Origin of the sequence: Pseudomonas sp. TNT2022 ID1044 (assembly GCF_028656895.1) — a bacterium.
In the GTDB taxonomy this organism is placed as follows: domain Bacteria; phylum Pseudomonadota; class Gammaproteobacteria; order Pseudomonadales; family Pseudomonadaceae; genus Aquipseudomonas; species Aquipseudomonas reinekei.
In genome coordinates this window covers 52,259-67,011 of record NZ_JAMDHB010000003.1, presented here as the reverse complement: position 1 = coordinate 67,011, position 14,753 = coordinate 52,259, and the positions used below count along the sequence as shown (strand labels likewise).

Annotated in this window: 13 protein-coding genes; 8 read left to right on the top strand and 5 right to left on the bottom strand. The window is 60.6% G+C overall.

Features of this window, described 5'->3' with window-relative positions; all coding sequences use genetic code 11:
- Window positions 1-139 precede the first annotated feature (139 nt).
- Entirely contained in the window at window positions 140-373 is a 234-nt protein-coding gene (locus M5G20_RS05140; RefSeq protein ID WP_273918219.1) for a DUF465 domain-containing protein, read from the bottom strand.
- A gap of 216 nt (window positions 374-589) precedes the next feature.
- On the opposite strand from M5G20_RS05140, the gene M5G20_RS05135 reads away from it, so the two are divergent.
- Window positions 590-1,111, top strand: a complete 522-nt coding sequence (locus M5G20_RS05135; protein WP_273918218.1) for a DUF4142 domain-containing protein — start codon at window positions 590-592, stop codon at window positions 1,109-1,111.
- A gap of 53 nt (window positions 1,112-1,164) precedes the next feature.
- On the opposite strand, the gene M5G20_RS05130 is transcribed toward M5G20_RS05135, so the two are convergent.
- The 4 genes from M5G20_RS05130 to M5G20_RS05115 form a co-directional block, all read right to left on the bottom strand.
- Window positions 1,165-1,389: a hypothetical protein gene (locus M5G20_RS05130; protein WP_273918217.1), complete on the bottom strand. Its 225-nt coding sequence runs from the start codon at window positions 1,387-1,389 to the stop codon at window positions 1,165-1,167.
- Between the two features lie 117 nt (window positions 1,390-1,506).
- Window positions 1,507-4,137 carry an excinuclease ABC subunit UvrA gene (locus M5G20_RS05125; RefSeq protein ID WP_273918216.1) on the bottom strand — a complete coding sequence of 877 codons (2,631 nt, stop codon included), beginning with the start codon at window positions 4,135-4,137 and terminating at the stop codon, window positions 1,507-1,509.
- A gap of 30 nt (window positions 4,138-4,167) precedes the next feature.
- Window positions 4,168-6,279 (bottom strand): ATP-binding protein, encoded by a 2,112-nt coding sequence (locus tag M5G20_RS05120; RefSeq protein WP_273918215.1) that lies wholly within the window; start codon window positions 6,277-6,279, stop codon window positions 4,168-4,170.
- A gap of 107 nt (window positions 6,280-6,386) precedes the next feature.
- Window positions 6,387-7,076 carry a GntR family transcriptional regulator gene (locus tag M5G20_RS05115; protein ID WP_273918214.1) on the bottom strand — a complete coding sequence of 230 codons (690 nt, stop codon included), beginning with the start codon at window positions 7,074-7,076 and terminating at the stop codon, window positions 6,387-6,389.
- Window positions 7,077-7,217: 141 nt separating this feature from the next.
- Between M5G20_RS05115 and M5G20_RS05110 the strand changes: the two genes are divergently transcribed.
- The 7 genes from M5G20_RS05110 to M5G20_RS05080 all read left to right on the top strand — a co-directional run bounded on the left by M5G20_RS05110 (window position 7,218) and on the right by M5G20_RS05080 (window position 14,645).
- The gene (locus M5G20_RS05110; protein ID WP_273918213.1) at window positions 7,218-8,303 is read left to right on the top strand and encodes an ABC transporter ATP-binding protein; all 1,086 of its coding nucleotides are present in this window, start codon (window positions 7,218-7,220) and stop codon (window positions 8,301-8,303) included.
- Window position 8,304: 1 nt separating this feature from the next.
- Window positions 8,305-9,222, top strand: coding sequence for an ABC transporter permease (locus tag M5G20_RS05105; RefSeq protein WP_273918212.1), 918 nt, complete (start codon window positions 8,305-8,307; stop codon window positions 9,220-9,222).
- On the top strand, window positions 9,219-10,007 hold the full coding sequence (locus M5G20_RS05100; protein ID WP_273918211.1) for an ABC transporter permease: 789 nt from the start codon (window positions 9,219-9,221) through the stop codon (window positions 10,005-10,007). Before M5G20_RS05105 ends, M5G20_RS05100 begins: the two co-directional genes overlap by 4 nt.
- Before the next feature lie 17 nt (window positions 10,008-10,024).
- On the top strand, window positions 10,025-11,077 hold the full coding sequence (locus M5G20_RS05095; RefSeq protein ID WP_273918210.1) for an extracellular solute-binding protein: 1,053 nt from the start codon (window positions 10,025-10,027) through the stop codon (window positions 11,075-11,077).
- 212 nt (window positions 11,078-11,289) lie between these two features.
- Window positions 11,290-12,486: an amidohydrolase family protein gene (locus tag M5G20_RS05090; RefSeq protein ID WP_273918209.1), complete on the top strand. Its 1,197-nt coding sequence runs from the start codon at window positions 11,290-11,292 to the stop codon at window positions 12,484-12,486.
- Window positions 12,483-13,970 (top strand): amidohydrolase family protein, encoded by a 1,488-nt coding sequence (locus tag M5G20_RS05085; protein ID WP_273918208.1) that lies wholly within the window; start codon window positions 12,483-12,485, stop codon window positions 13,968-13,970. The genes M5G20_RS05090 and M5G20_RS05085 overlap by 4 nt, the downstream gene beginning before the upstream one ends.
- Window positions 13,971-13,982: 12 nt before the next feature.
- Window positions 13,983-14,645: a flavin reductase family protein gene (locus tag M5G20_RS05080; RefSeq protein WP_273918207.1), complete on the top strand. Its 663-nt coding sequence runs from the start codon at window positions 13,983-13,985 to the stop codon at window positions 14,643-14,645.
- Window positions 14,646-14,753 lie beyond the last annotated feature (108 nt).

Sequence of the window (14,753 nt, the reverse complement as noted above, 5' to 3'; positions counted from 1 at the left end):
CTTCCGAGGGAAATTCTGGATCGTTCATGGAGGCACCTCGATTGTCGCCCGGGTTGTCAGGCTCTGAACTTTCGAGGTGCCGTTGTCACTCGCCGTTCCATTAGTTCAGTCACCGATCGTCGGTGACGCAGGCCCTGAATCAGGACGGCGACTGGAGTTGTCTGACGATCTTGTCCTTGACCTCCAGGCGCTTGGCCTTGAGCTTTGTCACCGCATCATCGCTGGATTTGGCCTGCTCCGCCTTCACCACCTCGGCGTCTGCCAGGGAATACTTGTTGATCAGTGAATCCAATAACGGATCCTTGGTGCGTTTCTGCTGGATTTCTTCCTTTGTGCAACTCAAGTCCTGAAAAAGGTCGTGGGGCACCGGCATGGAACACCTCCGTTGGTTAATCGATAGCAAACGCGATTGATTGCGCTCGCCAACTATCAGAATGGCCTCGGTTGCACGCTTCTGTCGACCATCTGTCAGACCAGCGGTGTCCGTTCGTCGTCCTGTCGCCAATGCGATAAAACCTTTGCCAGAGCCCCGGCCTCCACAGTTTATCGATCACACGAGATCGCCCATGAAACCGAGTGGAGAAAACCAATGGACGGATTTAACCTGCGCAACCTCGCCCTGGCCGTAGCCCTGAGCACCAGCATGGGCGCGGCATTCGCTGCCACCTCAAATGACTTCGTCGACCATGCCGCTGCCGGCGGTATTGCTGAAATAGAAGCCAGCCGACTGGCCCTCGAAAAAAGCCAATCGGCGGACGTCAAGGCGTTCGCCAACATGATGATTACCGATCATGGCAAGGCCAACGACGAACTGGCGACCATCGCCAAGAAAAACGATATTGAAGTGCCGGACACCACAACGCTGGTGAAACAGGCCAAGGAAAAGATCCTCGACATGCGCGATGAATCGTTCGATGAGGCCTACGCCAACAACCAGGTCAAGGCCCACGAAGAAGCCATCGAGCTGTTCAAGAAAGAAGCCAACACCGTAACCGATGACAAAACCCAAGGCGCGGTCGAGCTCAAAGCCTTTGCACAGAAAATGCTGCCAGGGCTGGAAAAACACCTGGATATGGCGAAAAAACTTCAGGCCGCTCATCCAGGCAAGTAATCGCAACGCGAAAAAAAGCCGCATTCCAGATGCGGCTTTTTCGTTTACCGTGTCTAGCCGCCATCGGTATCGATATCGGCATCAGTGTCATCATTGGGCTTCGGACGATCGGGATTGGGCTTGAAGCCCGGGCTGAATTCATTGTCGTTGTCGGTATGGCGATTCTTCTGATCAACCACGTCATCGCCGCTTTGCGGTTGCGCCGTGGTTTCCTCCGGTTCGCCAAGGTTGTCGCTTGCGGTTTGATCCTGATGTGGTGTGCTGGTTTGTTCTTTCATCAATCACTACCTCATTCGTCACTGCATAGGCTCGGCTCAAACAGTCAGGCCATATGAGCGTTGGAATGGCGCGCCTTCGCTAACGTTCCATCGGATCGACCACTTGCGACGACTTGATCAGCCGAGTGTGCGGGCTAAAAACGGCGCCGTCCGGCTCTTTCTACTCTTCGCCACCTTCTGCGGGGTACCGGCCACCACTATTTTGCCACCCTGATCCCCGGCCCCGGGACCGATGTCGATCACCCAGTCGCTCTGCGCCACCACACGCATCTCATGCTCGACGACAATCACCGTGTGCCCCGCCACCACCAGGTTATTCAATTGTTCCAGCAAACGATCAACGTCCCGCGGATGCAGGCCGGTGGTGGGTTCATCGAGCACATACAGCGTCGCCCCGCGTTGATTGCGTTGCAGCTCGGTGGCCAATTTAATCCGCTGGGCTTCGCCACCCGACAGCTCGGTGGCCGGCTGGCCAAGGCGCAGATAACCGAGACCGATGTCGCGCAGCACCTCCAGTGAGCGGCGGATCGAAGCTTGCTCGGCAAACACCTCAACGGCCTGGTCCACGGTCAACTGCAGCACCTGGGCAATCGTGCGGCCCTGCCAGTTGATCGCCAGCGTTTGCGGGTTATAGCGGGCCCCGTGGCACGTCGGGCAAGGCGCGTAGACGCTGGGCATGAACAGCAACTCAACGCTGACGAAACCCTCGCCTTCGCAAGTCGGGCAACGGCCCTTGGCGACGTTGAAAGAAAACTGCCCGGCGTCATACCCCGCTTCCTGAGCTTCGGGTGTGGCGGCGTAGAGCTTGCGCACGTTGTCGAACAGTCCAGTATAGGTCGCGAGGTTGGAACGCGGAGTGCGGCCAATGGGCTTCTGATCGACTTGCACCAGACGCTTGATTGACCCCAGCCCCGCAGTGACCTGCCCGCCACTGACTTGCGGCGCATCGTCTTCCAGGCTCAGCGCTTGCGCATCATTGTCGGTGGTCGGGCGTCCCAGGTGCGCACCGACCAGCTCCAGCAGCGCCTGGCTGACCAGGCTCGATTTGCCCGAACCCGAGACACCGGTCACCGAGGTAAAACACCCCAACGGAAACTCGACGCTGAGGTCGTTCAGGTTATTGCGCGTGATGCCTTCCAGACGCAGCCAGTCGCTCGGCTTGCGGGGTGCGCGAAGCGTGCGGGTTTGCCCGGCGAACAGATACGCGCGAGTTTGCGAGTCGGCGACGTCAGCCAAGCCGGCGGGTGCGCCGCTGTACAGCACGCGTCCGCCATGCTCTCCCGCTGCCGGGCCGACATCGATCAGCCAGTCGGCGCGGCGCATGGTTTGCAGATCGTGCTCGACCACAAACAAGGTATTGCCCGCCGCTTTCAAGCGTTGCAGGGCGTCAAACAACGCCTCGCCATCCGCGGGATGCAGGCCGGCGGATGGCTCATCCAGCACGTAGATCACGCCGAACAACTGCGACCCCAGTTGCGTTGCCAGGCGCAAACGTTGCAACTCACCCGAGGACAGCGTCGGCGTACTGCGCTCCAGCGCCAGATAACCGAGGCCCAGATCGGTCAGGGTGCTGACCCGCTCCAGCAAGTCCTGAGCGATGCGCTGTGCCGCCAGGCGTTTCTCCACCGACAGGTTCGGCGTGTGGCGCACATCCGGAGCATTGGCGTGGCCGCTCGCCCCTTGGGCCACTCGGTGTTCGCGAGCCTCGCGGGTCTGCTCGTGCGTCAGCACCTCGCCCGCCTCCTCGCCTTCTTCAAGGTAGTGTTGGGCCGCTACGGGTTTGAGTACTTCGGCCACTTCTAGCAACGGCATCTGCGACAGCTCGCCGATGTCGTAGCCGGCGAACGTCACCGACAACGCTTCGCGCTTGAGGCGCTTGCCTTCGCACAAGGGACAAGGGCTGCCGAGCATGAATTGAGAAACGCGCTTCTTCATCAGCGCACTTTGCGAGTGGGTGAACGTGTGCAGGATGTAGCGTCGCGCCCCGGTGAACGTGCCCTGGTAGCTCGGCTCCATTTTGCGCTTGAGGGCGACCCGGGTTTCTTCTGGGGTCAGCCCGGCATACACCGGCACCGTGGGGGTTTCTTCTGTGAAGAGAATCCAGTCGCGCTGTTTTTTCGGCAGTTTGCGCCAGGGAATGTCGACGTCAAAACCCATGGTCACCAGGATGTCCCGCAGGTTCTGGCCCTGCCAGGCCAAGGGCCAGGAAGCCACGGCACGCTGGCGGATGGTCAGGCTCGGGTCAGGCACCATCAGCGCTTCGGTGACCTCATAGACCCGGCCCAGACCGTGGCATTCGGGGCAGGCACCTTGTGGTGTGTTCGGCGAGAAGTCTTCGGCATACAGCATGGGTTGCCCCACCGGGTAGCTGCCGGCACGGGAGTACAACATGCGAATCAGGCTCGACAGGGTCGTTACGCTGCCCACCGATGAACGCGTGCTCGGCGTGCCCCGCTGCTGTTGCAAGGCCACGGCCGGCGGCAAGCCTTCGATCGAGTCCACGTCCGGCACGCCCACCTGATCGATCAATCGCCGTGCATAAGGCGCCACCGACTCGAAGTAGCGCCGTTGCGCTTCCGCGTACAACGTTGAAAACGCCAGTGACGACTTCCCCGAACCGGACACACCGGTGAACACCACCAGGGCGTCGCGGGGGATATCGACATCGACGTTCTTGAGGTTGTGTTCCCGGGCGCCACGCACCCTGACCATGCCGGAGGTTGGGTGGGAGGTGCGAGTGGCAGTCATCGGGGAGCCTTGATTAGTGATGGTCGTTGTTTAGCCACTAAGGACGGTGCGCACCATGCGGGTCAGCGCGTCGGGGCTGTAGGGTTTGCTCAGTAGGTAGGTATCGGGGCTGAGCTGGTGATTGCGCGAGATAATGTCACGGGTATGCCCTGAGGTGAACAGCACCGCCACCGGAGGATTTTGCACCTTGGCCCATGCGGCCAGGTCTGTACTCTTGATCAAGCCAGGCATGACCACATCGGTGAAAATCAGGTCCACCGCAGCCCCCTCCAGCAACATTTGCATGGCCACATCAGCGTTCGCAGCCGTCAGCACCTGATAGCCTTCTTCACGCAGCAGGTCCACCGACGAAGCACGCACCGCTTCGTTGTCCTCCACCACCAGCACCCGTTCGTGCCCGCCTCGCTGATGCACGTCCGGCGTGGTGGTTTCACTGTCCATCGAACGCAGACTGCGCGGGAAATACAGCGCTACCCGAGTGCCCTGGCCGACGACGCTGGACATTTCGATATGACCGCCACTCTGCTTGACGAAGCCGAACACCATGCTCAACCCCAGGCCCGTGCCCTGGCCGTCGGGTTTGGTGGTGAAAAACGGTTCAAATGCCTGCTCAAGCACCTGCGGCGCCATACCGCCCCCGGTATCGGCTACGCAGACCCGCACGTAATCACCGGCCAAAATGCCTTTGCCTGCACAGAACTCGCGGTCGAGGCTGATGTTGTCGGCGCTGAGCTCGATGGTTCCCTCGCCCTTCATCGCGTCGCGGGCGTTAATGGCGAGGTTGAGGATGGCGTTTTCCAGTTGATTGCGGTCGACGAACACCCGCCAGGATTCAGCGCAGGCGGTCATATGGACCTGGATGGTTTCCCCCAGCGCACGCTGCAACAGCTCACCAACGCCGTCGAAAATCTGCTTTGGCGTGCAAATCGCCGGTGACAGCGGCTGACGGCGGGCGAACGCCAGCAATTGCGAAGACAGTTTGGCACCGCGCTCGACAGCGGCAATCGACGCGCTGACCCGGCGTTGCACGTTGGCGTTGTCCGGTTCGTGTCGGGCCAGCAAATGCAGATTGCCGGCGATTACCTGCAACAGGTTATTGAAGTCGTGGGCCACGCCACCGGTGAGGCCGCCAATGGCTTCGAGTTTCTGCGACTGGCGCAATTGCTCCTCCGCCGCCAGCCGCGCCTCGACTTCGTTGGCCACGCGTTGTTCCAGATTGCGGGTGAACTTAAGCAGGGATTCTTCGGCGATTTTGCGTTCATGGATGTCGATCAGCACGCCGGGGAAACGCAACGGCTCATCCTGTTCATCAAACTCGCAACAGCCACTGGCCAGAACCCACAGGTAATTCCCGTCGGGGCGCAATACCCGGTATTCGGCGTTAAAAGGTGAGCCGGTCCGCACGGATTGATTGACTTGCTCCCGAACCCAGGCGATGTCATCGGGATGAATGCGCGCTTCGGCAACCTCCTGCGGCAAATCCAGCAGATTCTGTCCGGCGGGATAGGAAAAGGTCCGGGCAAAGCGTTCATCGCCACTCAGTACATTGGACTTGATGTCCCAGACGAATGAGCCGAGCAAAGCCCCGGCATTGAGTGCCAGGCGTACCCGCTCGTTATCGGCGCGGTAGGCGTTTTCCGCGGCTTGGCGCAGACGCTCGGAGATCATGAACTCGGTGGTATCGACCACCATCGCCATGACACCGGCGGGGCGACCGTCATCGTTGGAAACCGGGCTGTAGTAGAGATCCAGCCAGACGTCTTCCGGTACGCCGTCGCGCAGCAATACCAGTTCCTTGTTGCGATACGACAGGGTGCCGCCCGCCAGGCAGGTATCAACCACGTGGCGATTGAATTCGGCAACTTCCGGCCAACCCAACTCCACCGGGGAACCCAACAGGTAAGGATGACGCCCGCCGGCAAACTCCGAGTAGGCGTCGTTATAGATCATGTAGCCGGGCCGGCCCCAGAGCATCACCATTGGCAACGGTGAAGCGAGCATCAACAGCACTGCGTTACTCAGGCTCCTGGACCAATCGTCGATCGGCCCCAACTCAGTCCTGCTCCAGTCGAATGCACGAATGCGCCCGGCCATTTCGCCGCTCCAGCCGGAACACCCATGACTATCTTCAAGAAACTGCATAGGCTGACTCTACGCCCCGGTTATTGCACCCGTTTGTTTCGAGCATCGTGCACGCCATTCGTTTCATAGAGGTATAGCTGAATCTTGCTGACCACTCTGGATGTGCTCTACACCTCAATCAGGTGCTTGAGCGGGTTGTAGCTGCTTTTCAATGTCGCCGCCACATCGAGGATTGCCTTCTCGATGCCGTTCAGGTGCATGCAAGTCAGCTCAATCGCCGCGCTCTGGTTGCCGGCTTCGATGTACTCGATCAGCCGCAAGTGTTCGTCGTCACGACAGGCCTGGTGACTGTCGTCATCCAGCGCCGCCGCGTACAGGGAAGCGCGGGAGATCAATTTCTGGAACCAGTCGAGCAGCACCGGGTTGTTCAGGCTGCGGGCCAGTTTGATGTGGAACTCGCCGAGCAGATGGATCAGCCGTTCGTGATCGCCGCTTTGATGCGCCTCATCCTCCAGCAACAAGTGATCGCGCAGGTCCTGGGTCACAGCCGTATCGCGGCGCCGGCACAGCTCACTGACGATGCCGATCTCGATCAGGCGTCGGGTTTCGAACAGCGAGCGAATCTCTTCGTCACTGGGCAACGACACCGAGGCACCTTTGTTCGGTTCGGTGGTGACCAGTCCATCGGCTTCCAGTTGCTTGAGCGCGGCCCGGACAGACGTACGGCTGACATTGAACAGCTCGGCCAAAGAGGCCTCGCCAAGCTTCATCCCCGGACGCAACGAACGCTTGCTGATCGCCTCGTAAACCCCTTGGTAGACGCGGTCGACCGTGGTTTCCAGTTTCTTTTCCGACATTCATCAACTCCTTGCGCCCTGTGCATTGCGACCCTGGCGAATAAACGGCCGTTGAAAAAGGGGCTTGCACGAGCAGGTTAATCCGGGTATTTCTAAATTGCATCCAGATTTTGCATACAATAATTAGAGGAATGCACCATTATGGGTCATCCAGTTGCAATTGAAGTGCGAAACGTTTCAAAGCGTTATTCCGACGATCCCGGACTGGCTCCAGCGCTGGACAACGTTTCTGTCGACATTGCCGACAACGAATTCTTCACCCTGCTTGGCCCCTCCGGCTGTGGCAAAACCACTTTGCTGCGCACCATCGCCGGCTTCGAGCATGTCAGCGACGGCGAGATCCGTCTGGCCGGTGAACCGGTCAATGATCTACCGCCGTTCAAGCGCCGGGTCAACACGGTATTCCAGAGCTACGCGCTGTTTCCCCACATGAGTGTTGCGCAGAATATCGCCTTCGGCCTCGAGATGCAGGGCCTTGATCGCAAACTGATTCCGCAGCGCGTCGACGAAATGCTGGCGCTGGTGCAAATGCAACACCTGGCCAAGCGCAGACCGGCGGAACTGTCCGGTGGCCAACAGCAACGGGTGGCTCTGGCCCGGGCCCTGGCGCCAAAACCGAAAGTGCTGTTGCTGGATGAACCGCTGTCGGCGCTGGACCTCAAGTTGCGCAAGGAAATGCAGGTCGAACTCAAGCGCGTGCAGAAAGAAGCCGGGATTACCTTCATTTTCGTCACCCACGATCAGGAAGAAGCCCTGACCCTGTCCGACCGCATTGCGGTGATGTCGGCCGGGAAGATCCTGCAAATCGGCACGCCCAATGAAATTTACGAGCGTCCGCAGCATCAGTTCGTCGCGCAGTTCATCGGCGACATCAACTTCCTTCCCGGTCACCTCAAGCGTGGCCAGCAAAACCAAAACCTCTTCGTGCCCAACGGCATGCCGGTGGAAATCCCCTGCCCGGCCCAGGGCTTCGATGGCAGCGAGGTGCAACTGGCGTTTCGCCCGGAGCGCTCGCAACTGGTCGATCCCACGCAACCGCATCACCTGCGCGGCGTGATCGAAGCCGTGTTGTATGTCGGCACGGCGACGCTCTACCAGTGCCGCTTGAACAACGACATCAAGGTCATGCTGCGCGAGAACAATGAAGGCCTGAACCATGGCCGGGTAGTCGGCGATCGCGTCGCGGTCAACCTGCCGCCCCACGCCTGTCTGTTGATGGAGGCCTGAGATGAGCGTCAGCAGCACTTCCCCTGCCCTTAACCGGGCGCTGTTACTCAGCCCGGTGGTCCTGACCCTGCTGGCCCTGATTGCCATTCCGCTGGGCATCATGGGCTACATCAGCCTGTTGCCGCGCAACGTCTACGGTGGCGTCGACTGGCAGGCCGACTGGCAATTGCAAAGCTACGTGCAGCTGTTTTTCCAGGAGGATTTCGATGGCGAACTGGAACTCAATTGGGTCTATGCCCAGGCGCTGATCCGGTCGGTGTTCCAGGCCGGTGGCACCACGGTCCTGTGCTTCCTGTTCGGCTTTCCGGTGGCGTTGTGGATGTCGAGTTTGACCCCGCGCCGACGCAACCTGATGGTATTGCTGATCACCATCCCGTTCTGGACCAACCTGCTGATTCGCAACTACGCCTGGTTGATCATCCTGCGCGAACACGGCTGGGTCGCCCAAAGCCTCAACGCGCTGTTTCCCCAGGCCGGTGGCATCACTCTGCTCTACAACGACTTCGCGGTCAGCGTCGGGCTGGTCTACAGCTTCCTGCCGTTCATGATTCTGCCGATCTACTCAACCCTGGAAAAACTCGACTGGCGCCTGGTGGAAGCCGCGTATGACCTCGGCGCCAATCGCTGGCATGCGTTGAAGCGGATCATCCTGCCGCTGTCGATGCCGGGGGTGATTGCCGGTGCGCTGCTGGTGTTTGTGCCGAGCCTCGGGGCATTTATCACCCCGGCGATCCTCGGCGGCGGCAAGACGCTGATGATCGGCAACCTGATCCAGCAGCAGTTCGGCACTGCGCGCAACTGGCCGCTGGGCAGTTCGCTGTCGTTCCTGCTGCTGGGCATTCTGCTGCTGTCACTGGTGCTGTACGCCCTGTATAGCCGCAGCGCCGCCAAAACCCTGCGTCGGGGAGCCACCACATGATTGCCCTGCACTTGAAAAAACTGCCGCTGACCCGCGAAGTCAGCCTGCTGATCCTTGCCTACCTGTACCTGCCGATTTTCGTGTTGATCGCCTACAGCTTCAACGCCAACCGTTCGGCAACGGTGTGGACCGAGTTTTCGTTCGCCTGGTACGGACGGATCCTGGCCAACCCGTCGATCCAGACGGCGGCACTGAACTCGATCATCGTCGCCAGCATTGCCACGGTTTGCGCCACCACCATTGCGCTGCTCGCGGCACTGGCGACTTACCGACCGTTCTACGGGCAGAAAATGGTCGAAGGCGGGATCAACCTGCCGCTGATCCTGCCGGAGATCGTCACTGCCGTGGCCACGCTGCTGCTGTTCATGGCGCTGGGGATCAAGCTCGGGTTGCTGACGGTGATCGTCGCCCACATCGGCTTCTGCATTCCCTTCGCTTACCTGCCGATCCGCGCGCGGCTCAATGACCTGGACAAGAGCCTGCTGGAAGCGGCGAACGACCTGTACGCCAACCCGTGGCAGGTGTTTCGCCGGGTGACGCTGCCGCTGTTGTGGCCGGCGGTGCTGTCCGGGTCGGTGCTGGCGTTCGTGGTCAGCCTCGACGATTTCATCATGACCTTCTTCGTCGCCGGTCCCGGCTCGACCACCCTGCCGGTGTACATCTTCTCGGCGATCAAGTCAGGTGTAACGCCGGAGATCAATGCGATCTCCACCCTGATGCTGGTGATTTCCATCGTGCTGGTGGTGCTGGCCTTCTGGCTGGGCCAGCGCGGCAAAAACCAATGAACCTGGAGCGCTCTCTAATGAAAAACAAAACCATGCGTGACGGCATTGCCGGTCTGGCCCTCAGTTGTTTCACTGTTTTTACCGCACAAGCTGCAGAGCCCAAAGAGTTGTTCTTCTACAACTGGACCGACTACTACCCGGTCGAGCTGCTGGCCAAGTTCGAAAAAGAGACCGGCATTAAAGTCACCATGGACGGCTACGACAGCAACGAAACCCTGTTGGCCAAGTTGCAGGCCGGCGGCGCGGCGTATGACGTGATCGTACCGTCGCAGTCGATCATGCGCACCCTGATCAACCAGGACCTGCTGCTGGAAATCAACGCCTCGGCCCTGCCCAACTTCCAGTACGTCAAACCGGCGTTCCGCGACCCGAGCTTCGACCCTGGCCGCAAGTTCTCCGCGCCGTACCTGTGGGGCACCACCGGGTTCTCCTATGACAGCGCTCGTGTGCCCGGTGGCAAACTTGACGATTCGTGGAAAGAATTCTTCGAACCGCGCAAGGAACTGCAAGGCCAGCTCGCCGCCCTCGACACGTCCAGCAGCGTGATCAACGCCGCCAGCCATTACCTGAATGTCGACGAGTGCAGCGAAAACCCGCAGGACGCCAAGCGCATTCTGGAGTTGCTGCAAAAGCAGAAACCGTTCCTGAAGATGTACAGCTCGGACAACACCGTCGACCGTATGGCCAGCGGTGAAGTGATCATGATGCAGAACTGGAACGGCTCTACTGCCCGGGCCACCTTGCAGAAGAGCACCATCAAGTACGTGTATCCGAAGGAAGGCCTGGCGATGTTCCAGGACAACTTCGCCGTACCGAAAAGCGCGCCGCACCCCGGCAACGCGAAGATCTTCATCGACTGGATGATGAAACCGGAAAACGCCGCCGCCGTGTCCAATGCCATCGCCTACGACAACGGTATCCAGAGCGACAAGCTGATCGACGCCAAATGGCGGGTCATGGATGCGATCAACATGCCCGACGAATTCGCCTCGCGCCTGCGTCCCGAGAAGGAATGCAGCAACAAGGCGCGGGAGCTGCAGGACCGGATTTGGGCGAAGCTCAAGGGCTGATCCGAGACCGAGTCGCGGCCATCGCTGGCAAGCCAGCTCCCACAGTGATTTGTGTTGATCACGACATTTGTGAACACGTCCAAACCCTGTGGGAGCTGGCTTGCCCCACAGTGATTTGTGTTGATCACGACATTTGTGAACACGTCCAAACCCTGTGGGAGCTGGCTTGCCAGCGATGAGGCCCTCCCCGACAACACAAATTTGAGGTTTGTATGACCCAACCCCGCTGGCTGCGCAACGTGCGCCCCTACGGTTTAACCGCCGAAGACCTGCTGATCGAAAACGGCCGGTTCACCCAACGCCGCCCGGCCTCGACCAGCGAACTGCTGGCCACCGACATCGACGGCCAAAACCACTTGCTGACCCCTGCCCTGGTGGAAAGCCATGTGCACCTGGACAAAACCCTCTGGGGGCAACCCTGGCGTCCAAACAGCGCCGGGCCGACCCTCAAGGATTACATCGCCAACGAGCGCAGAGTCCTGCGTGAGGTCACCGCGCCGATTGCGCAACGGGCCGGCGCGCTGCTGGAAAACTGCATCGCCCGGGGTTCGCTGACCATGCGCTGCCACGTCGACATCGACCCGGAATTCGGCCTGCGCCACGTCGAGGCCATGCAGCAATTGCGCGAAAAATACCGGGACCTCATCGACCTGCAACTGGTGGTGTTCCCGCAGACGGGTTTGATCAGCCGCCCCGGCACCGCCGAACTGATGCGCGAAGCCATGGCCCTTGGCGTGGAAAACGTCGGCGGACTCGACCCTTGCGGCATCGACAATGACCCCGTCGCACAACTGGATTTCGTGTTCAAACTGGCCAGCGAATTCGACCGTGGCGTCGACATTCACCTGCACGACAAGGGTGAACTGGGACTGTGGCAGATTGCATTGATCGCCGACTACACCGAACGTTTCAGCCGCCAGAATCGAGTGATGATCAGCCACGCCTACTGCCTGGGCATGCTGCCGTGGAGCCAGGTCAAACCGGTTGCCGAACGCCTCGCCGCCTTGGGCATTTCGCTGATGAGTTCGGCCCCGGCCGATTGCGCGGTGCCGCCGTTCCTCGCTCTGCGCGAAACCGGGGTGAACGTGTGCCTGGGCTCGGACGGCATCCGGGATGCCTGGTCGCCCATGGGCAACGGCGACATGCTCGAACGCGCGATGTTGCTGGCGTTTCGTTTCGATTTGAACAAGGACGAAGAACTGGCGGCGGCATTTGAGGCGGCGACGGTGAATGGCGCCCAGGCCTTGGGGTGCGAAGCGAATCGCCTGGAGATCGGCCAGCCGGCGGACTTCTTGCTGATGCCGGTACACACCCTGGGTGAGGCGGTGGTTTCGCGGCCGCTACGGCAGGTGTATCGCGCTGGCCGGATAATCGCAGCCGGTGGCCGCTTGCTGGACAGCCGCCTGTGAAACGCATCGGGCTTCGGGCCAGTTGCGTGGTCGGCTTCGACGGTGCTCAGCATGTGCTGTGGCGCGACGGCGAAGTGGTCTTCAACGGGTCGTGCATTGAGTTTGTCGGGCGCGGTTATGCCGGGCCGGTGGATCAATGGATCGACTACGGCAACGCGCTGATCGGCCCTGGCTTCATTGATCTGGACGCCCTCGGCGATCTTGATTCCACGGTGTTGACCCTCGACAACGGCGATGAGCGCGACATGGGCCGCATGTGGTCCGCGGAATATCTGGCCCGGGGTCCACGGGAGAGTTATCGCCCCGAGGAGGAAGTGTTCAAGTATCGCTACGCCTTTACCCAGTTGATCCGCAACGGCATCACCACTGCCATGCCGATCACCTCCATGTATTACCGCGAATGGGCGGAGAGCTACGACGAGTTTGCAGCGGTGGCCGGCGTCGCGGCCGAGTTGGGCCTGCGCACTTACCTCGGGCCTTGCTACATGAGCGGCATGAGTTACTGGCAGGCCGACGGCACCCTGGCGCATCACTGGGATGAGCCCCGGGGTATGGCCGGACTTGACGCTGCCGAGCGTTTTTTCGGTGATTTCGACGGCGCCCACGGCGGCCTGATTCGCGGCGCGCTGCTGCCTGATCGCATCCAGACCTGCACGCCCGCGCTGCTGCAACGCACCGCCGCGTTGAGCCGCGAGCTGAACGCGCCGATGCGTTTGCATTGCTGTCAGGGCCTCGGCGAAGTGGCCATGGTCGAGCAACTGCGCGGAAAGTCACCGCTGGGCTGGTTGCAGCAGCTTGGGCTTTTGAATCCGCGCAGCCTGTTGCCCCACGGTATCTACACCCGTGGCGATGAAGACCTTCAGCGGGTGGTGGATGGTGGCGCGAGCCTGGTGCATTGCCCGGTGGTGTTTGCCCGGGACGGCGAGGCGGTGAATTCTTTCGGTCGCTACCGGGCCAAGGGCATCAACTTCGCCCTCGGCACCGACACCTGGCCGGCGGATTTGCTGGACAACATGCGCCAAGGCCTGAACATCGCCCGGTTGATGGAGGGCGGCAACCAACTGACCAGCGCGCTGGACCTGTACAACGCCGCCACCCTCGGTGGTGCCAAGGCCTTGGGCCGCGACGATATCGGTCGTTTGGCACCGGGCGCAAAAGCCGACATCACCGTGTTCAGCCTGCGCGGTCTGCATTTGGGGCCGCTGTTCGATCCTTTGAAAAATCTGCTGCTGGCCGGTCGCGGTGACGACTGCATCGCCAGTTACATCGATGGCCGCTGCGTGATGCAGGACGGCCAGGTTCAGGGCGTCGACTACTCCGCCCTGCAACGCCAGGCCCAACAGCAATTCGAAACACTGATGCGCAGCCACAGCGACCGGGCCTTCGGCCAACCGGACTGGCAAACCCTGTTTCAACCGGCCATCCCGTTCGCCGACGACTTCAGCGCACAGGCGCCACTCTGCGCCATTGATCCTCTCCTTTAGAGATTTTTGCCCATGCAAAGCTTCGACTTCAGTCAACTGAGCCCACGGGACAAGTACAAGATTCTGATCGGCAGTGTGGTGCCCCGCCCTATCGCGCTGGTCACCACCGTCGATGGCGAAGGCCGGGTCAACGCCGCGCCGTTCAGCTTTTTCAATGCGCTTTCCGCCGATCCGCCGATCCTCGCGCTGGGCGTGGAAAACTATGGCGACCAAAGCCCCAAGGACACCACGCGCAACATCCAGCTCAACCAGGAATTCACCGTGAACATCGTCAGCGATGCCCTGGTGGAAGCCATGAACGTCTGTGCCGTGCCTTTTGCGCCCGGCTTTGATGAGTTGACCGCAGCTGGCCTCACCGCCATTGCGGGCACTACCGTTAAATGCCCGCGCATCGGCGAAGCCCCGGTAGCGCTGGAGTGTCGACGGATGATGGCGCTGTCCATCGGCCAGTCGCGGGAGATCATCTTCGGCGAAGTGTTGATGGCCCATGTGCGTGATGAACTGATCGACCCGAAAACCCTGTACATCGATCAGCTCGGGCTCGATGCGATCGGGCGGATGGGCGGGCATGGCTATGCGCGCACCAGGGATTACTTCGACCTGCCAACCCGTTCTTTGCAGGCATGGACCGATGCACCAGGCGGTGGCGAACGATTCTGGCCTGTTACCAAATAAACAGCCTTCACACCTCACTTGTGGGAGCGAGCCTGCTCGCGAAAGCGGTTGATCAGACACCCTGGATGTTGATTGTCAGACCGCCATCGCAAGCAGGCTCGCACACAG